Here is a 20,276-nt window from a genome sequence, read left to right as displayed (position 1 = left end):
TGAAAATTCCGAGGCAGCCGATGCTGTGCCTACTCAAACGGCCTTCTTGAGCGCGCATTCGATGGCTTCGAGGAAGCGATCCACATGCTCCGCCTGGCAAACCAGTGGGGGGCGCACCTTCAGCGTATCCTCGTTGGCGCCCGTCGTACTGATAAGTACACCATCCTCGCGCATCAGGTTTACGATATCCAATGCCATGGCGCGCCGGCCGGCCTCTCCAGTTCCATCCAACCCGATGTCGATGCCGAAGAACAGCCCGGCATTTCGAATGCCGCGAATGCGGGGGTGTTGCTTGGCAAGATGCTCCAACCCCGACCTCATGCGCTCGCTCATGGCGAGCGCATGCTCGGGGATCCTATCCCTGTGCAGAATTGTCAGGACGGCGTCGGCCGCCGCGATTCCGACTGTATTGCCGCCGAAGGTGTTCGAGTACCGGGCAGTAGCGCCGAAGCGATCCATCGGGGCCTTACGGCCGACGACCGCGCCGATGGGAAACCCATTACCCATCGGCTTGCCGAGTGTGACGAGGTCCGGAACGATGTCGTGCCGCTCGAAACCCCACATATGTGTGCCCGTGCGTCCGAATCCCGGTTGCACTTCATCGGCGATCACGAGGCCACCCGCCTCGCGCACCGCCCGGGCGCCGCCGGCGATGAAGCCGGCAGGGTCCACCCAGACGCCGTCGCTGGAGAAAATGCTGTCGATGAGGAGGGCCGCGACGCCGATCCCACGCCGATTCAAATCGGCGATGGCGGAGCGAACCTGTGCTTCGAAGAACGCCGTAGCTTGCCCGTCCGGCACGCCCGCGGGCCCGTGCAGCGACACCATCCGCACGGCAGCACTGAGCTTGACGGCGTCGCCGAGATTGGGCGACACCATCGACGTGGCCGCGCTGGTGCCGTGATAGGCATGGGAAGAGACGATCACGCCCTCGCTGCCGCTGGCCAGCCGGGCGATCCGGAGCGCCAGGTCATTCGATTCGCTACCCGTGCAGGTGAAGACGACGCGGTTCAACTCATGGGGAAAAGTGGCCACGAGCCGTTCGGCATAATCGACAAGCCTCGGTTCGAGATAGCGCGTATTTGCGCTGATTCGGCCGGCTTGTTCCGCCATGGCAGCGTTGATCTCTGGATTGCAATGCCCAAGGGAGGGCACATTGTTATAGAAATCCAGATAGCCACGTCCGTTGGGGTCGTAGAGCCACATGCCCTCGCCGCGCACGAAATGTACCGGTCGGCGGTACTGGAGCCTGTAGGAGGCCCCAAGCACGCTGTCGCGCCGGGCGATCAACTCAGATTCACGTGGGGGAATCGTGGCTTCCCCGGGAGTAAAGCGGTTGGGCATGAGATCCGTGGACATAGCTTTGATCCTGCTTAGGGTTCCATCCGCGAGAAAAATCGCGAGTGATTGACGAGACGCTCGGAGTGCCTCCAGGAGCGCCGGGCTAAGGCACCGCGCGACGCACAGCCATTTCGGCCTCCCCGACGCCTAATGCCGATAGGATAGAAAGCCCGCGTTCGGCTCGGGCCACGTTCTTCTTGATGTATGTCGCCTCGGAGGGAAACAGCCCGGCGCGCCAGTAGTTGATCAGGATGAGTGCGCTTTGCCGCGCCTTTATCAGCCCGACGAGCAGTTTTGCCTCAAGCGCGGAAAGCGGAAGCACCGAAGCATAACCGGCGATGAGATGCTCTGCGCCGCCGAGAGCCGAAGTCGGATCCGTCACCACGTGGCTTGCCGCAATCGCGAGATCCTCGATCCGTGGGCCCCAGCAGCCGTCGCCGAAGTCGATGAAGGCGATACCATTATCGGTCAGGAGCGTGTTGAACGGGCTTGGGTCATTGTGCGTCACCTGCCATGCGACCTCCCGCAATTGCGGCGCGATAAGCTCGACATAATTGCTCATGGCAACACGCACGGAATCTGCAACGGGCCCCGAAGGCAGATGCTCCTCCAGTTCCATCAGCCTCGGCCAGCATCCGACATGCCAAAGGATTGGGCGGTGCATGGCGGGCACCTTCAGAGGCTCGAGAGCCAAACTAAGCCTGCCAAGCGCCCGGCCGACCCGGTAAAGGACCTCCGGAGCTGCGTTCGCCTGGTGCAACGGCACCCCCGAAACTCGGGTCTGCAGGTAACCGCAAAGCTCCTCTTCTTCGAACATCAGCGTGCCGACGCTGGTACGCACGATATGAGGTGCTGCAAAACCGGAAGCGCCTTCCAGCCCTGCGAGGGCCGCAACCTGGAAGCGGAAACTGTCTCTTCCTTCCGGCCGCGATGACGTTTTGAGAATCAACCGATCGCCGTTCACCAGGGTGACGTCCGCCGTACACTCAACTTCCGAGGACAGGACCATGATCGTTCCCGTCAAACCGTAGTGGCGTAGTAGCAACTCACCCGACACTCGTGCTTCTCCGGGGCTTGGCTTTGTCGCCAGAATAGCGGCAGCGGCCCCAAAATATGCCTCGGTGAAAGGCCCACAGGCCGACTGCGTGCCGTCGAGATGACCCCCGCCGTCTGGAACTGCATCGTTGCAAGCACCCAAGATTGAGACCCTCGCACTGTTTGGAGCCGGGCGGCATGCTCATCCGAAAAGTGACCGTCGAGATGGCATTCAGTCCGCGGCGCCAGCCTCGATAAAAAGTCGGGGTTTGCTGCTGAAGGCGCCGGAACCACTCTCCCCGCCTCCAGCACGATTGTCTCGGTCCCCGCTTTGGCATTACCTCGCCCGCGCGGGACCGTGATGCCGCTGCCGAACACGGCTCCACCGCGATTGCCCTCCATCGGCCCGCGACGCCCGGCGAACCGAGTGTCGTTGTCGGCCGCCGGAAGAGAGACTTTCAGAGCCCGACAACGCCCGGCAGTTCCGAGATGCCGGCGATCTCGGTATAGCCGTAATAGGGATTGGCCGGTTCGTGACCGCGATTGACCCACACCTTGTTCTTGATCCCGAGGTCATGGGCCGACATCAGATCGTAGCGGAAGGAGGAGGAGCAATGCAGAATGTCCTCCGGACCGCAGCCAAGCATGTCGAGCATGTATTCAAAGGCCCGGAAGTGCGGCTTGTAGGCCTGTGCCTGTTCGGCGGTATAGACCTTGTGGAACGGCGCGCCGAGCTTCTCGACGTTGGACATGATCTGCGAGTTCATCGCATTTGACAAAATGACCAGCGGAATCTCCTTGGCGACCTTGGCAAGACCAGCGGGAACGTCCGGATGCGGCCCCCAGGTGGGAACGCGTTCGTATACCATCTGGGCATCTTCGTCCTTGAAGTCGATGCCGTTGCGTTTGCAGGTCCTCGCCAGTGCGTTATGGACCACCTCCGCATAGGGCTTCCAGTCGGCCATGACCTCATCGAGCCGGTACGCGGAGAAGTCTGCGATGAACTGCAGCATTTTCTGCTCGCTCATGCGGTCGCCGTAAAGATCGCGTGCCGCCTCCGCCATCTGAAAGTTGATCAGCGTGCCGTGGCAGTCGAAGGTGATGTATTTCGGGCGGAAAGTGGTCATGCGCTTCGTCCTTTTTTGGCGGGGATCTGTTTCCGTCGTGAGCAATGATAGGCCCGGCTCAGCCGCTATACCGGCCGTATTCCTCGCCTCGTTAGCAGAAAATTCTGCCCTAGAGGTCCGGTTGGACCTTTCGATTGCGCGTGAACGGTGATCCGAACGTCGGGACGTCGATAGGCGGCGCCATGCAGATCCGCCCGCCACATCGACTGACGCTCCCGCCGCCTGAGAGCGCTATACACGAGTTGGCGTTCGGGTTCGGGGTGGATGACGATGCTGTCCTGCCGGGCATTACGCATCAACGACCCGCGAGCCCGTCGGGCTGTCAGAATGGATGGGAACCGGAAGGATCCACCCGGTCCAGTCACTGCGCCCAAATTGGTCTTTGAGGAACAGCCCCGCTTGCTCGAAAGCGGACATCGATAGCGGCCGCGTAAAAGACGCCTCCCGAGCCCGACCTGCCGTTGCGTTACATTCGGATCACACCATCCTCTAACGCCAGCAGGTCACTGGTGCGGAAGGGTCGCCGGAAGGGCCATGTTTTGCTCGCCTATCGAACAATAAAGAGAAGGGGCGAATGAACCGCCCCGGACTCATCGTAGCAACAGCGGCTGAGCGCTAATTTTTCAGGCGCGCTTGAGGGCTGGCTCCAGGCCAACGGCGGCGGCTAACCCGCCGATATCCTTGATCTCGGTGTATTCGTAATAGGGATTGGCCGGCTCATGGCCGCGGTTGACCCAGACCTTGCTCTTAATGCCCAGGTCATAGGCGGTCATCAGGTCGTAGCGGAAGGATGAGGACACGTGGGTAATGTCTTCGGGCCCGCAGCCGAGCTTGTCGAGCATGTATTCGAAGCCCTTCATCAGAGGTTTGTATGCCCCAACTTCTTCTGCCGTGATGACCATATGGATGGGGGCGCCCAGCTTTTCCACGTTCGACATGATCAGGCTGTTCATGGAGTTCGACAGGATGACCAGCGGAATTTCCTCGGCCACCCTGGACAGGCCAGCCGGAACGTCCGGGTGCGGACCCCATGTTGGCACTTCGTCATAGATGCGTTGTGCGTCTTCCGGTTTGAACGGGATACCGATGCGTTTGCAACTGCGTTCGATGGAATTGTGCACCACTTCGAGGAAAGGTTTCCACGGCCCTAACACTTCATCAAGGCGATAGCCTCGAAAAGCCTCGACGAAGCCGGCCATCGCTTCTGGGGAGAGACGCTCGCCATAGACGCGTCGCGCAGCGCCGGCCATATCGAAATTGGTGAGCGTGCCGTAGCAGTCGAAGGTGACGTACTTCGGTCGAAATTGAGTCATGGCGTGTATTCCTTCCAATTTTCACGGCACAGTGTGCCTATCCAATCATGGTAACTGCATTCCGGTCAGTGCGAGCACACTGGCATAACTTTTCGGCGATAGCAACATATTGTACAACAATTTTTTCCGTTGGCCGGTCGCCCTGGCGCTTGCCCACAGCTTGCGTGCGCCGCATCCAAACAACAGCAAACTGACGCGAAAATATAGCTAAAGCGCCCCGAATTTCCAAGTTACGTAAGAATTTCATTGGGATGCCCCTGCGCTGCCGTCGACCATCATTCGGCCGACAGAGATCCATCCCAGCGGCAAGAAATCTCCGCCAAAAAATAAAATTGTTGTACAAAAATTGGGATGTGCGATAGTGGGGCCATCGAGCTGCCCATTCCCGAGGCAGGATCTGAATGAGTTGAAGATGGATCACAAGAGTCAGTACGGGCCAGCCCGCGCCCCTGAGCTTTCCGAGGCGTGCCATCCCGTGGGCGCTGCGGAAGCCGAAGAAATCGCCGAGCGACTATATGGCGCGCGTGGCTCGGCCACGCGCTTTGAAACCGAGAAAGACGACACGTTCCTCCTCGACTGTGCGGCCCAAGGGAAGTTCGTGCTGAAGATCGCTCATCCTTCCGAGCGGATGGAGGAGCTCGATTTCCAGGTCGCGCTGATGCGTCATCTCGAGCAGCAGGCCCCTGATCTACCCATCCCCCGTGCCCTTCGCGATGTCGACGGCGCGGATTTGCCCGTCGTCACTACGAGAGCCGGCGAGCGGCGAGTGGTACGGCTCATTACCTTCCTTCCCGGTACTCCGCTCGACCGGACGTCTTGCACAGCCCCACAGCGCGAACGGATCGGCGAAATCCTGGCAAAGCTGCGTCATTCCATGGCCGATTTTTCGCATCCTGCAGACGGCCGGGCGGTGGCATGGGACGTGACCCATCTGCTCGATTTTGCAGATCTGTTGCGCTTCGTCCCCGCGGCCGACAAGCGGGCCTGGACCGTCCGCGCGCTCGAGCGGTTTGCCGAAGTCAAGCCGAGGCTCGACCTGTGCCGGCGGCAGGTGCTCCACAACGACTTCAATACGTCGAACCTAGTCGTCGATCACGCCAGCCCGCAGTTCCTGACCGGCGTCATCGATTTCGGCGATGCGGTCCGTACCGCCATTGCCGTCGATGTCTCCACGGCGTTGATGAATCAGATGCCAAAAACCTCCGATCATGGGAACCGGCGTGACCTGTTCGACGAACCGCGCGACGTTCTGCGCGGCTATCTCCGCCATGCCGAACTGACGGACGAGGAACTCCGGCTCATCCCCTTCCTGTCAATGGGCCGTCTTGCGGTCCGTGCGCTGCTGACGTGCTGGCGCGCCGAAATCTTCCCCGAGAATAGCCGCTATATCCTGCGCAATACCGAAGCCGGCTGGGCCCATCTCGAATGGTTCCACTCGATTTCCGCCGCACAGATTTCCGATCTTCTGACACGATAGGAACCGTAATGTCCAAGCAAGCGACTACCCTGCCCAAGGGCTTCCGTGGTGACATGCCCAATGGCTTCAATCCTCAGGACACGTCTCATCTCACAAGTGAAGATCTGGCGCATATCACCAGGCGGCAAAGGCTGCTCGGGCCTGCTTATCGGCTCTTCTACAAGTCGCCGGTTGAGATCTCGCGTGCCAAGGGCCTCTTCCTCTATGACAAGCACGGCAACGAATATCTCGACGCCTACAACAACGTTGTATCGCTGGGTCACTCTCATCCGCGTGTCGTCGAGGCGATCCAGAAGCAGCTCGAGTTACTCTGTACCCACACGCGTTACATGCAGGAACCGCTGCTGGACTATGCCGAAGCCCTGATCAATACGTTCGGTGGCGAACTCGGCCGGACCGGATGCGCGATGTTCACATGCACGGGCTCGGAAGCCAACGATCTCGCCTTGCGTATCGCGCGTTACCACACACGCAAGACCGGCGTCATCGTCACGGCCGAAGCCTATCACGGCAACAGCGGCGCGGTGGCGGCAATCTCGCCTTCGCTCGGCAAGAAGTCGGCCCTAGATCCCTATCTTCGCACGGTCGCCGCGCCGGATTCCTACCGCCTGCCCGTCGAAGAAATCGGCCGGCGGATGGCGGAGGATGTCGCGCGGCAGATCGCCGACATGGAGCGGCATGGCGGCGGCCTAGCGGCCTTCATCGCCGACTCCGTCTTCTCTTCCGATGGTCTCTATGTCGATCCGACGGACGTATTGGCGCCCGTGGCGGAAGTGGTGCGCAAGGCGGGTGGCCTGTTCATCGCCGACGAGGTGCAATCCGGATTCGGGCGGACCGGTACCCATTTTTGGGGTCACTCCCGTCACAAGGTCGATCCGGACATCGTAACCATGGGCAAGCCCATGGGCAACGGCTATCCCGTTGCCGGCGTAGTCCTGCGGCCCGAACTCGTCGCCGAATTCGGATCCAACATGCGGTACTTCAACACATTTGGCGGCAACTCCGTCGCTATCGCCGCTGCAAGGGCCGTGCTCGACACGATCCTCGAAGAGGGCCTGTTAGACAACGCCGCCAAGGTCGGCGGCGAAATCCTCGAAGGTCTCCGGGATCTACAGACGAAATATGAATTTGTCGGCGACGTTCGCGGGGCCGGCCTCTATTTCGGCGTCGAACTCGTCAAGGATCGAGACCGGAAAACGCCGGACATGGACCGTGCGCTTGCAGCCGTCAATGCCCTGCGCGACCGGCGCATCCTCATTTCCGCGACGGGAGCGGACGCGCATATCCTGAAGATCAGGCCCCCGCTCATCTTCACATCGGCCAACGCGGCGCGTCTGCTCGAGGGCGTCGACGAGGCGCTTCGGTCCGTGCAGATCTAGGACCCGCCACCATGCAGCCGGGCGGCACAATATCATCTCCCTTGCCCTACGCCGCCGCATATGGCGTAGGTATGCAAAAATCAACGAGCAAAGCCAAAGCCATGCCGACGCCGCACACCAAGAACCAAGCCGAAGATCTTGAGATGAATGTCGAGCCCTTGCCCGTTAGCGCGGTGGAAATCCTGACCCAGGCCTTGCGACGGCGCATCTTGTCGGGAGATTTCCAACCGGGCGAGTTCCTTCGCGACGTGAAGATGTGCGAGGAGCATTCGACCTCGCGGCACACATTCCGTACAGCAGCCCAGGTGCTCGTCACGCAGGGTTTGCTGCGTCAGATACCGAACCGAGGCTTCGTGGTGCCCGAATTCGGGCCCGACGATATTGTCGATATCACACGCGTGCGCGGCGCCATTGAGGGCGAGGCCATTCGTCTGATCGTCCTCACGGGGGTCATCCCGCCTCTGGCGCTGGAGGCGGTCGAGGTTATGCACACGTCGACTCTATCCTCCGACAGATCCCTGCTGGTTGCCGCGGACCGTGACTTCCACCGCGCGATCATTGCCGCTAGCGGCAGCCCTCGGCTGAAGCGAACCTATTCAGACCTCGAGGGCGAGATCGAGCTTCTCCTCGCACAGCGGCAGGATTTCTACGCCACTGCCGAAGAAATGGCGGAAGAACACGAGCGGCTCATCAACAGCTTGAGAAGCCGCCACTACGATACGGCGCGAGAGGCGTTCCAGGAGCACTGGGAAGATCTCCAGATCAAATTGCTCGATCAACGCTGACCAGCGCTCATAGCCTGCCAGGCGGCGCTGAGGATGCCGGTGCCCCGGTTTCAGCGCGGTGGAGGCACTATCGCGGTGCTTCCTCTCGGCTCCGCCAGAGCCTGATTTGCGGCGGAGTCGCGACGTCGACGCAATCGCATGCGGTGAAGGCGCAGTAACGGCCGCTGCCAACCAACATGAGCGAATAACGTGCGGAGAAGTTTGATGCGTGAATACTCCATCGCAACCATACCCGCCGACGGCATCGGACCTGAGGTGATCGCCGCCGGCCGGACGGTTCTTGCAACCCTCGAGAAGCGACTCGGCGACGTAAAATTTACCGTCGAAAATTTCGACTGGGGATCTGACTACTACAAGAAACATGGCGTGATGATGCCCTCGGACGGGCTGGAGCAGCTCAAGAAATTCGACGCTATCTATTTCGGCGCGGTCGGAGCACCGGATGTTCCGGACCATATCACCCTTTGGGGGCTCAGATTGCCGATCTGCCAGGGTTTCGACCAGTACGCCAATGTCCGACCAACCAAGATCCTGCCTGGCATAACCCCCCCGCTGCGCAATTGCGGCGCCGATCGTGCGTGAGAACTCCGAAGGCGAATATTCTGGCCATGGCGGCCGCGCCCACCGCGGCCTGCCCGAAGAGGTTGGCACGGAGGTCGCCATCTTCACCCGCGTCGGCGTCTCCCGCATCATGCGCTACGCCTTCAGGTTGGCCCAATCCCGCCCGCGCAAGTTGCTCACGGTCGTTACGAAGTCGAATGCCCAGCGACATGGCATGGTCATGTGGGACGAGATCGCTGCTGAGATAGCGGAGGAATTCCCGGACGTGACCTGGGACAAGATGCTGGTCGATGCGATGACAGTCCGGATGACGCTCAAGCCGCAGAGCCTCGACACCATCGTGGCAACCAACCTGCACGCCGACGTCCTCTCCGATCTCGCTGGCGCCCTTTCTGGCAGCCTCGGGGTTGCACCGACGGCGAATATCGATCCGGAGCGTCGCTTCCCGTCGATGTTCGAGCCGATCCATGGCTCCGCCTTCGACATTACCGGTAAGGGCATCGCCAATCCGGTCGCCACCTTCTGGACGGCTGCCCAGATGCTTGACCACCTCGGCGAGCAGGACGCTTCGGCCCGCCTCATGCGCGCTGTCGAGTGGGTGACTGGTGCCAGAATCCTTACCCCCGACGTAGGCGGCACCGCCACGACCCGGGAGGTTACCGAGGCCGTCTGCGACGCGATTCTTTCATCCAACGTCTAGGGACACGTGACAGACGATGATGTGGGACGATCAGAAAGCAAGAATGGCATCGCGCCGGATCTTTGACGCTGCTGTCGGCAGTGCGGCCCTACTCTCACCGACATCAACGACATCCGCGCCATCCTCATCAGCGGGAGCAAGCCAATGAAATTTGACCGGATCGACGTCAAGATACTCAACGCATTGCAGAAGAATGGCCGAATGACGAATGTCGAGCTTGCGGAACTGGTCAATCTGTCGCCAAGTCCCTGTTTGCTGCGAGTGAAAAAGCTGCAGGCGGAGGGCTATATCGAGGGCTATTCTGCGCAGATCAATATCGGAAAACTGGGGCAGACGTTGACGGTGTTCACCGAAATCACGCTGAAGAACCACCGTCAAATTGACTTCGCGAGATTTCTTGCTGCGATCGAGAAGGTCGACCAGGTCATCGAGTGCCATCTGGTTTCGGGAGGCTACGATTATCTCGTAAAGTTCGTCACCACAGGAATCGAAGAGTATCAAACGCTAATGGAGCGGCTTCTCGATTCGGAGATCGGCATCGACAAGTACTTCAGCTTCGTCGTGCTGAAATCGCCCCTGGTCAAAGCGCATTTGCCGCTGGCAAGCCTGTTCCAGCAGTAACCTCGTGCAGACCTCGATTCCCTCATTCGATTGTCATAAAGTCCCGTGCCGCCTCCGCTGTCTGAAAGTTGATGAGCCTGCAGAAGGTGATGTATTTCGGGCGGAAAGCGGTCATGCGCTTCGCCCTTTTTGGCGGAATCTGTTTCCATTATGAGCAATCGTAGGCCGCGCCTCAGCCGCTGTACCGGCCGGATTCCTCCAATCGTCAGCAGAAAATTCTGGACTAAAGGTCAGGTCGGCTCTCTCGATTTCGCGCGTAGGGATGCAACCTCGAGACGCCGAGGGCGGAGCCGCCATTTCCCAGTCAGCAAAGGCTAAAAACACCATGACCCGCTTTTCAGCACCTGCCGCAAAGGCTAATCATGCCGCCATGCATATTCGCCCCGTCTCATCCGCAGACACTCCCGCCGTCTGGTCAATCATCGAGCCCGTGATCAGAGCGGGAGAAACCTATGCGCTCGATCCCAACCTGAGCCAGGCAGAGGCTCTCGCGTACTGGATGGGAGCAGACAAGGATGTCTTCGTTGCCGAGCAAGCGGGCGCCATCCTCGGTACCTATTACATGCGTCCCAATCAGGCTGGCGGTGGTCGGCATGTTTGCAACTGTGGATACGTCACAGCGCCTGATGCGACGGGTAGAGGCGTCGCACGCCGCATGTGCGAACACTCAATGGCAACTGCCCGCGCCCGCGGGTATCGGGCAATGCAATTCAACTTCGTCGTGAGCACCAACCGGCGGGCCATTTCGCTATGGCAGAATATGGGTTTTGAAGTCGTGGGCACATTACCCGGTGCGTTCAGGCACCCGACGCATGGCTACGTTGACGCCTTCGTTATGTTTCAAGCGCTATAAAGGCAGTTGGCGTTCGGGACAGTTCCAATGCCCTGTCCAGATGCTTTGGTGTCATCTTCTCGAGAATGATCGCTCGGTTGGTCATGATGCGGTTCCGGCCTGTGTCTTCAAGGTAAGCCGCATAAGCCAGCAGTTCCGCCCGACGTACGGACATGCGCACGCGTCCGGGCCAAGCTTTATCGCCTGTGCCGCATCTTATGCCGACCGTGACGGAATCTATACGCCGTTCCTCGGAAAGGCGCCGGCTGCAACTCTCTGCCAAAGCCCTTATACGATACAGAACAATCTGCTTCCGGTCGAGGCGCATCCGGCCACTAATCTCCCCGCACTCCCATTATCGTGATTGCGGTGCTGGGCGGTGCTGTACCGATGCCAAAAAATAGAAAGGTCATGCATGAAAACGCTGCTCCTAAAAAAGGATGAAGTAAGACGGCTGATCGGCATGACGGAAGTCATCGGCGCGGTGGAAGAGGCATACAGGGCCTTTAACAGCGATCAGGTCGAACAACCCGACTATATCGGAATCGATCTCCCGTCGCCTCGTGGGGAAATCGACTTCAAGCTCGGTTACTACAAAGCCAATGAAGTGATCTCCATGAAAGCCTCTTCTGGAGGGTTCATTGATAACCCGACAGCACACGGGGTACCCAATGGCATGGCGACCATTTTCCTGTTTGATGCCAGGAGCGGTGCGTTGATTTGCGTCATGGACGGAAGCTTGATCCTTGGCCTCAGAACCGGTGCATCTGGAGCCGTTTCCGTGAAGGCACTGGCGAGGAAAGACGCCAGGAAAGTTACATCGGTCGGGACAGGAAACCAGGCACGGATGCAAATCCGGGCGATCAATGAGATCATGAAGATCGAAGAGATCCATGCATGGGACAATAACCGGGATACGCTCTTCAAATACAAGACGGATATCGAAAGCGAGTATGGCATTCCTGTAATCGTGGCCAACTCCAAGAAAGAAGCCGTTGAGCAGGCCGATATCCTGATCACGACGACCCGCGGGAAAGGGTCGCTTGTGGAAGCGGATTGGGTGAAGACCGGCACCCACATCGTTGCAATCGGCACGGATCAACGCGGCAAACAAGAACTGGATCCGGAGATATTCAGGAACGCAAAAATAGTCGTCGACTCAATTGCGCAGTGCGCCGAAAAGGGCGAGACCTGGCACCCGCTGAATAAAAACATCATCGCCAAAGACGACATCCATGGCGAAATCGGCGAGGTCTTGTTGGGAAGGAAGCCGGGACGGGAAAGCGATGACGAAATCACGATTTTTGATTCCACGGGCATGGCCATACAAGACAATACGACAGCCAGCAAAATCTATCAGAACGCCATCGCCAATAACGTCGGCACCTTCTTTCAATTTTTCGAGTGATGACCATGCGCAATTACCCCACCATTCAGGACATTCGTGAAGCCCGGGAACGGCTGAAACCGCACGTCAGGCACACGCCACTCTTGCGTGCGGACAAAATCGAGAAGTCCGTTGGTTGTCAGCTCTATCTCAAACCCGAAACCCTGCAGATTACTGGCGCCTTCAAAATTCGCGGCGCCCTGAACAAGGCTCTCTCGCTCTCGAGAGAAGAGATCGCAAACGGCATTATCGCGACGTCGTCGGGCAATCATGCTCAGGGGCTTGCCTATGCCGCCAGGATGCTGGGGGTAAAAGCGATATTGGTGCTTCCGGTCACCACGCCCAAAATCAAGATCGAAAATACAAAAGCACTCGGGGCAGAAGTCATTCTTTTCGATGGCGATACCGCCGCCAGATGGAAAAGGGTGTATGAAATCGCAGAAGGAAACAAATACGCGCCTGTTCACGCCTTTGAGGACCCCATCGTCATGGCCGGTCAAGGAACGATCGGGTGTGAAATACTCGAGGACTTGGACGATGTAGATACGGTCATCGTTCCCGTAGGCGGAGGAGGCCTGATTTCGGGAATCGCTACCGCCATAAAGGAAACGAAACCAACCGTGCGCGTTATCGGGGCAGAGCCCGCCCTGACCCCGAAGTATTTTCAAAGCCGGATAAACAAGGAGCGCACATCGCTTCCCTTGAAGAACACGATTGCGGATGGCTTGAGGATAAGCGTTCCGGGTCAAAACCCGTATCCGATTATCGAAAAATATGTGGACGAGATTGTTCTTGTTGACGACGAGCACATCATCGCCGGAATGCGTGCTCTTGCCAAGGATGCGAAATTAATCGCTGAACCAGCCGCCTCGATCGGGGTCGGAGCACTGCTGGCGGGTAGCATAGACGTCAAACCCGACGAAAAAGTCTGCGCGGTGTTGTCCGGCGGAAACTGGGACCTACGCGACCTTGCCGAGATATACAGTATAGCGGGGTAATCAGTTTCAGTTTCGGTCCGTTCACCACCCTGATCGCAGTTGAACGTCCGCAATTTCGCGTCGCCAAAGAATCTGCCGGTCCGGGATGCGGGCCGCGATGTGACGGCTGCCACGGGTGTGTTCCGTCCCGCGTTGATAGGCGCACTTCCCTTTGGATGACGTTCACTCCGATCCTGGCCCCCACGATGGGGGCGCGGCAGACAGGCACTGGTCCATGGCTACCAGAACGCCACGGCAGAACCTTCTGCCGTCAATGCTCCTCGTGGACGCATTTATAATGGTCGGCGAGGACCTCGATGACCCGGCAGTTATGGACGCGACCGTGTACGCCGGAAGCCAGCATCCGCTCCAGTTCCTGCTCCAGAGCTCGGAGCTTTCGGATTCGCGCCTGGACATCCTCGAGGCGTCTCCTGGCAATCGCGTCAGCCGCCGCACAAGGGGCGGCCGGATGTTCCTGGAGTTCGATCAGGGTCCGGATCGCATCGATCTCGAATCCCAGTTCCCGTGAGTGCCGTATGAAGGCCAGTCTGCGAATGTCATCATCCGTGTACGTTCGCCGATTGCTTTCGGTGCGCTCCGGCGCAGCGAGCAGTCCGATCTGTTCGTAATAGCGGATCGTCGGAACCTTCACGCCGCTTTCCCTGGCGGCTTTGCCAATCGATATGGTGCGCATCGCTTTGCCTCTTAATTCTCCAGCGACTAGAGAATGTAGGCTAGGGTGTTCTGATTTCAACCCGATCCACAGTCGTTGATGGGCTGCTTGAGGCTAAAGTGAGAACACAGGAAGCTGTGGCGGCGCCGCCTGCTATGAGGCCGGAGCGGACCCCTCCAAAAATCACGGTCGAACATGCCGACATTCTCGTAGGGACGCCATCGATCGACCGGTGCGGCCGATATCACGTTCTTCAATGACAGCGCGTCTCAACTCACCCTCCTGAACTTGAACGGCGACTTCACACCGGCTTCGTTGCACTTCCAGGAGCCCGGAAGTGGGCGGCACAGCGGCCCGGGCATGGCGACGGCCAAGATTAGCCCGAGATCCAGGATTAAATATCCGTAAGCATAAAGATCATCCCGTTCGGGGCTTGATCCTCTAGCGGTTAGAGCATGTAGGCTTCTTTGGGCGTTATGAATTCGGATCCGAAGGGATGTATCATGGAAAAGCAAGCGATCCAGAGTCGCTACCGGCTTGAAGGCATGGACTGCGCAAGCTGCGCCGCCAAGATCGAAGGTGCCGCGCGTCGGGTTGCAGGCATCGATAATGTCGCTGTTTCTGTCGCGACGCGCAGCATGACGATCAGTCATAAGGCCGATGCCGATCTGAAGAATCTCGAAAAGCGGGTGCGCGCGCTGGGCTATGGCACGAAGCCGCTATCGGCGGGCGAGACGCTTTCTGGTTCTGAGACGGCGGACACTGCCGGCTGCAGCGACCCACATGATCATAATCATGCAGGACGTGGGCACGCCCACGCACATGATAGCGAGGGATGCTGCGGCGGCCACGCGGAGGGCCTCGTTCACAAGCATGCACACGATCACGTGCACGGTCCCGGTGAAGGACCATGGTATCGTGATCCCAAATTAAGGCGCGTCATCGCCAATGGTCTGGCACTCCTTGCCGCCTGGGGTCTGGCGCGGGCGTTTCCGGCCTACGGCTTCTGGTTCTTCTCCGTCGCGATGCTCGTCGGCCTGGTTCCGATTGCGCGCCGGGCCGTTATGGGAGCGGTGCTTGCCGGAGCGCCGTTTTCGATCGAAACCCTGATGACGATCGCAGCGATAGGCGCGGTGGTCATCGGTGCGACACATGAGGCCGCAGTCGTCGTCTTTCTGTTCCTCATCGGCGAACTGCTGGAAGGCTTTGCTGCTGGCCGCGCCCGTGCCTCGATCTCCGCGCTCAGCGACCTCGTGCCGAAGACCACCTTGCTAGTGGAGGGGGACGTAACGCGCGAGGTGCCGGCGAAAAGTCTGAAAAAGGAATCGCTTGTCCTCGTCAGGCCCGGCGACCGCATTCCGGCCGACGGGATCATCGAGAGTGGTGAAAGCGGCGTGGACGAGGCGCCGGTCACCGGCGAAAGCGTACCCGTTCAAAAGCAGCCAGGCTCGCAGGTATTTGCCGGGACGATCAACGGAGAAGCCGTTCTTCGTATCCGGGTCACCGCCGCGGCGGCGGACAATACGATCGCCCGCGTGGTGCAACTCGTCGAACAGGCACAGGAATCGAAGGCACCCACGGAGCGCTTCATCGATCGTTTCTCGCGCTACTACACGCCGGGCGTCGTTCTCGTAGCGGCAATTGTTGCGGTCCTGCCGCCGCTCGCCTTCGGAGCACCTTGGGGCGAATGGATCTACAAGGGCCTCGCCATCCTCCTGATCGGCTGCCCCTGTGCGCTGGTGATCTCGACACCGGCTGCCGTCGCGGCGTCACTCGCCTCAGGCGCCCGCCGCGGCCTCCTTATCAAGGGCGGCGCTGCGCTAGAGATGTTTGGCCGTATCGGAGCGGTTGCCTTCGACAAGACCGGCACGCTTACCGAAGGGCGGCCGAAGGTGACGGACATCGTCGGCTTCGGAGCCGACGAAGCTGAAGTCTTGCGGCTTGCCGCGGCGCTCGAAGCCGGATCGAACCATCCCTTGGCGAAGGCTATCCTGGAAAGAGCGGCGGACCTCTCGATCAGTCTGCCACCCGCCGAGAATGCCAAGGCCCTTGGCGGCAAGGGCGTCACCGGCCGCGTCGAAGGGCGGGATCTCTTCCTGGGGTCCGTAAAGGCGGCGGCAGAACTCGCGTCGCTTGATGCCAAAAGCGAATTGCGGCTGCAGGGGCTTCGTGACGAGGGCAAGAGCGTCTCTGTGCTGGTGGCCGACAACAAGGCCTTCGGTGCGCTGGCGATGCGGGATGAGCCCCGATCCGATGCCGTCTCCGCCCTGAAGCGCCTGGCCGGTGACGGTCTGCGCACGATCATGCTGACCGGCGACAACGCGCGCACCGCCCAAGCCGTCGGTCGGGAGCTCGGCATCGAGGTGCACGCGGACCTTCTACCGCAGGACAAACAGCGGATTGTCGCTCAATTGCAGGCCGAAGGCGTTCGCGTGGCCAAGGTCGGCGACGGTATCAACGACGCTCCCGCGCTCGCCGCCGCCGATGTCGGAGTCGCGATGGGCGGCGGGACGGACGTAGCGCTCGAAACCGGCGATGCCGCCAGCCTGCATGGGCGCGTCGACGACGTCGCCGAGATGATCGCGCTGTCGAAGCGGACAATGGCGAATATCCGGCAGAACATCACAATCGCGCTGGGTCTCAAGGCGGTGTTTCTGGTGACGACGGTCATGGGGATCACCGGCCTGTGGCCAGCCATCCTTGCCGACACGGGCGCAACGGTTCTGGTCACGGCAAACGCCCTTCGGCTTCTCGTTGGGGCGCCTGCTTTTTCAGACGTGCTGTCGTCTTCCGGCGACCGAATGGCGGCCGGTGCCCTGACACACGATCATTGAGCGTCAGTTCGATGTCGAAACTTGTCGCAGTCAACATGGTTCATGGCCTGGCCTTCGCCGGCGTGGTGCTGTTTCACCTGGTCTGGGATGGATCTTGAGTTTGCCGGTTTCGTTTCGGCCATCGCACCACATCCCGCCTGGCTGATGTTTGGACATCTGCTCGTCGGTGGCTTCATGGGCACGGGCCAGCAGTTGAGGGAAGCGGGCTAGGCCCAGCTTGCACGTTGCGTGCCCTTAAGCACGAACTGCCTGACGCGGCCCCTGCTTCCATGGGCCACCTGAAGGTGGCCGTTCAACGCCATAGGACATTCGTTTAAGTCGACAGGAATAGGCAATAATCCGGCAGGATTGAGTATACCGGCCACCGGGACGGTCTTTTAAGCTTCCGCCGCAGTCGGCCTTGGCCTGGGGGCACAAACCGGTACGCTCCGGAGCTGCGCCCCGTGCAGCCATGCGCCACAACGCGAGGAGAACACCATGGTGATTGTAACGATCAACGGCGTCGAACGCTCCGTCGACGCCGAACCGGACATGCCGCTGCTCTGGGTCATCCGCGATCTTGTCGGGCTGACCGGGACGAAATTCGGCTGCGGCATGGCCCAATGCGGCGCCTGCACCGTCTATGTCGATGGTTCGCCGGTCCGTTCCTGCCAGACCTTCATCGGTGACATCGAAGGCGCTCAGGTGACGACCATCGAGGGCCTGAACGGCAAGGTCGCCGAAACGGTGCAGGCGGTCTGGGCCGACCTCGACGTGCCGCAATGCGGCTATTGCCAATCCGGGCAGATCATGTCGGCGACGGACCTTCTGAGCAGCAATCCGAAGCCGAGCGACGCGGATATCGACGCGGCGATGTCGGGCAATCTCTGTCGCTGCGCCACCTATCACCGGATCCGTGCCGGTATCCACGAAGCCGCAAAACGTTTGGAGGCGTAAGTCATGATCCCGAGACTGATGCAATCGGTTTCCCTTCCGTCCCTGCGGATCGAAGCCTCTCGGCGGCAGTTCCTCATCGGCGCGCTTGCCGCCGGCACCGGCATCGCCGTCGGCTTCCGCCTGCTTGCCGCCGCGCCGGCGGCCGCCAGCGAGAACGCGACAGGCTCGCACGCCTTTTCCCCCTACGTGACGATCGACGGCGACGGCAAGGTGACCGTGCTTTCCTCGCAGTTCGAGATGGGCCAGGGCTCCTATAACGGCATCGCCACGCTGGTGGCCGAGGAACTCGATGCCGACTGGTCGGCGATCGAGGTGAAGGGTGCCGCTGGCAATGTGCAGGCCTATGGCAATATCGCCTTCGGCGGCGCCATCCAGGGAACGGGCGGCTCGACCTCGATGTCCACATCGTGGGAGCGCTATCGCAAGGCGGGTGCGGCCGCGCGCGCGATGCTGGTTGTCGCTGCCGCCGAGGAATGGGGCGTCGATGCGGCGGAGATCACCGTCGAGAACGGCCGTCTCGCCCACCCCTCCGGCAAGAGCGGCGGTTTCGGCGACTTTGCCGCCAGGGCGGCGACGATGCCGGTGCCGGGCGATGTGACGCTGAAGCAGCCGGGCGAGTGGAAGCTGATCGGCAATGACAAGCTGAAGCGTTTCGACAGCGCCCGCAAGACGAACGGAACGGAGCAATACACGATCGACGTCAAGCTGCCCGGCATGCTGACGGCGGTGATGATCCATCCGCCGCTGTTCGGGGCGAAGGTGAAGTCCTTTGATGCTTCGGCCGCAAAGGCTCTCAAGGGCGTGGTCGACGTCGTCGAGACGCCGCGCGGCATCGCCATCATCGGCGAACACATGTGGGCGGCGGTCAAGGGGCGCGATGCGGTCACGGTCGAGTGGGACGAGACGGTGGCGGAGAAACGCGGCACGGACGAGCAGATGGCGATGTATCGCGATCTGGCAAAGAAGCCCCCCGCTGCGATGGCGCGCAAGGACGGCGACACGGAGGCAGCCTTCGCCGGGGCCACCAAGGTCCTTGAAGCAAGCTTCGACTTCCCCTATCTCGCCCATGCGGCGATGGAGCCGCTGAATGCGGTTGCGCGCATGAACGAAGACGGGACGCTGGAGATCTGGGGCGGACACCAGTTCCCGGACATCTACCAGAAGCTCGCGGGCGAGATCGCAGGCATCACCCCCGACAAGGTGCGCCTCCACGTCATGAAGTCCGGCGGCAGCTTCGGCCGTCGGGCCGTCTCCGACGGCGATATCGTCGTCGAGTCCGTCTATGCGGCCAAGGCGATTGGTTTCCGTGCACCGGTGAAGGTGCAATGGACGCGCGAGGACGATATGCGCGCCGGACGCTACCGACCCGCCTATGTCCACAGCCTCAAGGCCGCCCTCGACGAGAGCGGGAAACTCGTCGCCTGGGACGATCACATCGTCGGCCAGTCGATCGTGGCAAGGACGGCTCTGCAAGGGATGATTCAGAACGGCGTCGACCCGACCTCGGTCGAGGGGGCAAGCAACCTGCCCTACGCCATCCCGAACCAGACGGTCGGCCTGACGACCACTGATTTCGGCGTGCCGGTTCTGTGGTGGCGTTCCGTCGGTTCGACCCATACCGCCTTCGCGGCCGAAACCTTCCTCGACGAGATCGCCGAGGCGGCGGGGCGCGATCCGGTCGAATTCCGCCTCTCCATGCTCGAACCGGATTCGCGCCATGCGACCGTCCTGAAGCTCGCGGCGGAAAAGGCCGGCTGGGACAAGCCTCTTCCCGAGGGCCGCTTCCGCGGCGTCGCGATTGCCGAGAGCTTCGGCTCCGTCGTCGCCGAGATCGCCGAGGTGTCGGCCGACGGCAATGGTGGAATCAAGGTCGAGCGCGTGGTAGCGGCCGTCGATTGCGGCCTGGCGGTCAATCCCGATCAGGTCCGCGCGCAGGTGGAAGGCGGTATCGGCTTTGGTCTGGGCGCCATTCTCGGCGAGGAAATCACGCTTACCGACGGTCAGGTCGACCAGGGCAATTTCGACCTGTACACACCGCTCAGGATCGACGCCATGCCGCGGGTCGAGGTGCATATCGTCCCCTCCGCCAACCCGCCCTCCGGCATCGGTGAGCCGGGCGTCCCGCCGATCGGCCCGGCCGTCGCCAACGCCGCCTATAAGGCGCTCGGCAAGCGCATCCGCGTCCTGCCTTTCGCGCGGTCGATCAACGCCTGACTCTTCTGCCCGGCCGGCTGCAACGCCGGCCGGGCATTTTCATACAGCGTTCTTGAAACCTGCCTATGCAGGTCTGCAATTCCC

At 60.6% G+C, this 20,276-nt stretch carries 15 protein-coding genes and 2 pseudogenes; 11 read left to right on the top strand and 6 right to left on the bottom strand.

Annotated features, from left to right (window positions below; all coding sequences use genetic code 11):
• Nucleotides 1-33: 33 nt before the first annotated feature.
• The 4 genes from AC4P1R_RS23720 to AC4P1R_RS23705 form a co-directional block, all read right to left on the bottom strand.
• Nucleotides 34-1,359, bottom strand: coding sequence for an aspartate aminotransferase family protein (locus AC4P1R_RS23720; RefSeq protein WP_492178042.1), 1,326 nt, complete (start codon nucleotides 1,357-1,359; stop codon nucleotides 34-36).
• An 85-nt stretch (nucleotides 1,360-1,444) separates the two neighbouring features.
• Nucleotides 1,445-2,398: a phosphotransferase enzyme family protein gene (locus AC4P1R_RS23715; RefSeq protein ID WP_492178041.1), complete on the bottom strand. Its 954-nt coding sequence runs from the start codon at nucleotides 2,396-2,398 to the stop codon at nucleotides 1,445-1,447.
• 436 nt (nucleotides 2,399-2,834) lie between these two features.
• Entirely contained in the window at nucleotides 2,835-3,503 is a 669-nt protein-coding gene (locus tag AC4P1R_RS23710; protein WP_492178040.1) for a haloacid dehalogenase type II, read from the bottom strand.
• A 623-nt stretch (nucleotides 3,504-4,126) separates the two neighbouring features.
• A complete protein-coding gene (locus AC4P1R_RS23705) occupies nucleotides 4,127-4,816 on the bottom strand; it encodes a haloacid dehalogenase type II (protein WP_018238777.1) in 690 nt (229 codons plus the stop codon).
• A 475-nt stretch (nucleotides 4,817-5,291) separates the two neighbouring features.
• Here AC4P1R_RS23705 and AC4P1R_RS23700 point away from each other — a divergent pair, with 475 nt between their 5' ends.
• The 5 genes and pseudogenes from AC4P1R_RS23700 to AC4P1R_RS23680 all read left to right on the top strand — a co-directional run bounded on the left by AC4P1R_RS23700 (nucleotide 5,292) and on the right by AC4P1R_RS23680 (nucleotide 10,339).
• On the top strand, nucleotides 5,292-6,293 hold the full coding sequence (locus tag AC4P1R_RS23700; protein ID WP_492178835.1) for a phosphotransferase: 1,002 nt from the start codon (nucleotides 5,292-5,294) through the stop codon (nucleotides 6,291-6,293).
• Between the two features lie 8 nt (nucleotides 6,294-6,301).
• Nucleotides 6,302-7,672 carry an aspartate aminotransferase family protein gene (locus AC4P1R_RS23695; protein ID WP_492178039.1) on the top strand — a complete coding sequence of 457 codons (1,371 nt, stop codon included), beginning with the start codon at nucleotides 6,302-6,304 and terminating at the stop codon, nucleotides 7,670-7,672.
• 101 nt (nucleotides 7,673-7,773) lie between these two features.
• Nucleotides 7,774-8,457: a GntR family transcriptional regulator gene (locus AC4P1R_RS23690; protein WP_492178834.1), complete on the top strand. Its 684-nt coding sequence runs from the start codon at nucleotides 7,774-7,776 to the stop codon at nucleotides 8,455-8,457.
• Nucleotides 8,458-8,661: 204 nt separating this feature from the next.
• Nucleotides 8,662-9,718 (top strand): annotated as a pseudogene (locus AC4P1R_RS23685) (tartrate dehydrogenase).
• A gap of 144 nt (nucleotides 9,719-9,862) precedes the next feature.
• On the top strand, nucleotides 9,863-10,339 hold the full coding sequence (locus AC4P1R_RS23680; RefSeq protein WP_492178038.1) for an Lrp/AsnC family transcriptional regulator: 477 nt from the start codon (nucleotides 9,863-9,865) through the stop codon (nucleotides 10,337-10,339).
• A 40-nt stretch (nucleotides 10,340-10,379) separates the two neighbouring features.
• Here the strand turns inward: AC4P1R_RS23680 and AC4P1R_RS23675 are convergent.
• Nucleotides 10,380-10,454, bottom strand: a pseudogene (locus tag AC4P1R_RS23675) (haloacid dehalogenase type II); the annotation flags it as partial.
• A 255-nt stretch (nucleotides 10,455-10,709) separates the two neighbouring features.
• Here AC4P1R_RS23675 and AC4P1R_RS23670 point away from each other — a divergent pair.
• The 3 genes from AC4P1R_RS23670 (at nucleotide 10,710) to AC4P1R_RS23660 (ending at nucleotide 13,556) form a co-directional block, all read left to right on the top strand.
• Entirely contained in the window at nucleotides 10,710-11,192 is a 483-nt protein-coding gene (locus AC4P1R_RS23670; protein ID WP_492178833.1) for a GNAT family N-acetyltransferase, read from the top strand.
• A 394-nt stretch (nucleotides 11,193-11,586) separates the two neighbouring features.
• Nucleotides 11,587-12,579, top strand: coding sequence for an ornithine cyclodeaminase family protein (locus AC4P1R_RS23665; protein ID WP_492178037.1), 993 nt, complete (start codon nucleotides 11,587-11,589; stop codon nucleotides 12,577-12,579).
• Nucleotides 12,579-13,556 carry a threonine/serine dehydratase family protein gene (locus tag AC4P1R_RS23660; RefSeq protein ID WP_492178036.1) on the top strand — a complete coding sequence of 326 codons (978 nt, stop codon included), beginning with the start codon at nucleotides 12,579-12,581 and terminating at the stop codon, nucleotides 13,554-13,556. Before AC4P1R_RS23665 ends, AC4P1R_RS23660 begins: the two co-directional genes overlap by 1 nt.
• A 250-nt stretch (nucleotides 13,557-13,806) precedes the next feature.
• Here the strand turns inward: AC4P1R_RS23660 and AC4P1R_RS23655 are convergent, their stop codons facing one another.
• Nucleotides 13,807-14,229 carry a MerR family transcriptional regulator gene (locus tag AC4P1R_RS23655; protein ID WP_069457268.1) on the bottom strand — a complete coding sequence of 141 codons (423 nt, stop codon included), beginning with the start codon at nucleotides 14,227-14,229 and terminating at the stop codon, nucleotides 13,807-13,809.
• Between the two features lie 482 nt (nucleotides 14,230-14,711).
• Here AC4P1R_RS23655 and AC4P1R_RS23650 point away from each other — a divergent pair, with 482 nt between their 5' ends.
• The 3 genes from AC4P1R_RS23650 (at nucleotide 14,712) to AC4P1R_RS23640 (ending at nucleotide 20,192) form a co-directional block, all read left to right on the top strand.
• The gene (locus AC4P1R_RS23650; protein ID WP_492178035.1) at nucleotides 14,712-17,042 is read left to right on the top strand and encodes a heavy metal translocating P-type ATPase; all 2,331 of its coding nucleotides are present in this window, start codon (nucleotides 14,712-14,714) and stop codon (nucleotides 17,040-17,042) included.
• A gap of 477 nt (nucleotides 17,043-17,519) precedes the next feature.
• The gene (locus AC4P1R_RS23645) at nucleotides 17,520-17,978 is read left to right on the top strand and encodes a (2Fe-2S)-binding protein (RefSeq protein WP_151612839.1); all 459 of its coding nucleotides are present in this window, start codon (nucleotides 17,520-17,522) and stop codon (nucleotides 17,976-17,978) included.
• 3 nt (nucleotides 17,979-17,981) lie between these two features.
• A complete protein-coding gene (locus AC4P1R_RS23640) occupies nucleotides 17,982-20,192 on the top strand; it encodes a xanthine dehydrogenase family protein molybdopterin-binding subunit (protein ID WP_151612837.1) in 2,211 nt (736 codons plus the stop codon).
• Nucleotides 20,193-20,276 lie beyond the last annotated feature (84 nt).

The sequence above is a fragment of the Sinorhizobium sp. Y406 genome, assembly GCF_058732025.1.
The sequence above is the reverse complement of the archived record's forward strand: the minus strand, read 5'-3'. Positions and strand labels throughout refer to the sequence as shown.

Bases quoted from the DNA above. Each gene is read 5' to 3' on its own strand.
- AC4P1R_RS23695 (WP_492178039.1), top strand. From the start codon at position 6,302: ATGTCCAAGCAAGCGACTACCCTGCCCAAGGGCTTCCGTGGTGACATG.
- AC4P1R_RS23660 (WP_492178036.1), top strand. From the start codon at position 12,579: ATGACCATGCGCAATTACCCCACCATTCAGGACATTCGTGAAGCCCGG.
- AC4P1R_RS23705 (WP_018238777.1), bottom strand. From the start codon at position 4,816: ATGACTCAATTTCGACCGAAGTACGTCACCTTCGACTGCTACGGCACG.
- AC4P1R_RS23665 (WP_492178037.1), top strand. From the start codon at position 11,587: ATGAAAACGCTGCTCCTAAAAAAGGATGAAGTAAGACGGCTGATCGGC.
- AC4P1R_RS23690 (WP_492178834.1), top strand. From the start codon at position 7,774: ATGCCGACGCCGCACACCAAGAACCAAGCCGAAGATCTTGAGATGAAT.
- AC4P1R_RS23640 (WP_151612837.1), top strand. From the start codon at position 17,982: ATGATCCCGAGACTGATGCAATCGGTTTCCCTTCCGTCCCTGCGGATC.
- AC4P1R_RS23710 (WP_492178040.1), bottom strand. From the start codon at position 3,503: ATGACCACTTTCCGCCCGAAATACATCACCTTCGACTGCCACGGCACG.
- AC4P1R_RS23720 (WP_492178042.1), bottom strand. From the start codon at position 1,359: ATGTCCACGGATCTCATGCCCAACCGCTTTACTCCCGGGGAAGCCACG.
- AC4P1R_RS23650 (WP_492178035.1), top strand. From the start codon at position 14,712: ATGGAAAAGCAAGCGATCCAGAGTCGCTACCGGCTTGAAGGCATGGAC.
- AC4P1R_RS23655 (WP_069457268.1), bottom strand. From the start codon at position 14,229: ATGCGCACCATATCGATTGGCAAAGCCGCCAGGGAAAGCGGCGTGAAG.
- AC4P1R_RS23645 (WP_151612839.1), top strand. From the start codon at position 17,520: ATGGTGATTGTAACGATCAACGGCGTCGAACGCTCCGTCGACGCCGAA.
- AC4P1R_RS23680 (WP_492178038.1), top strand. From the start codon at position 9,863: ATGAAATTTGACCGGATCGACGTCAAGATACTCAACGCATTGCAGAAG.
- AC4P1R_RS23670 (WP_492178833.1), top strand. From the start codon at position 10,710: ATGCATATTCGCCCCGTCTCATCCGCAGACACTCCCGCCGTCTGGTCA.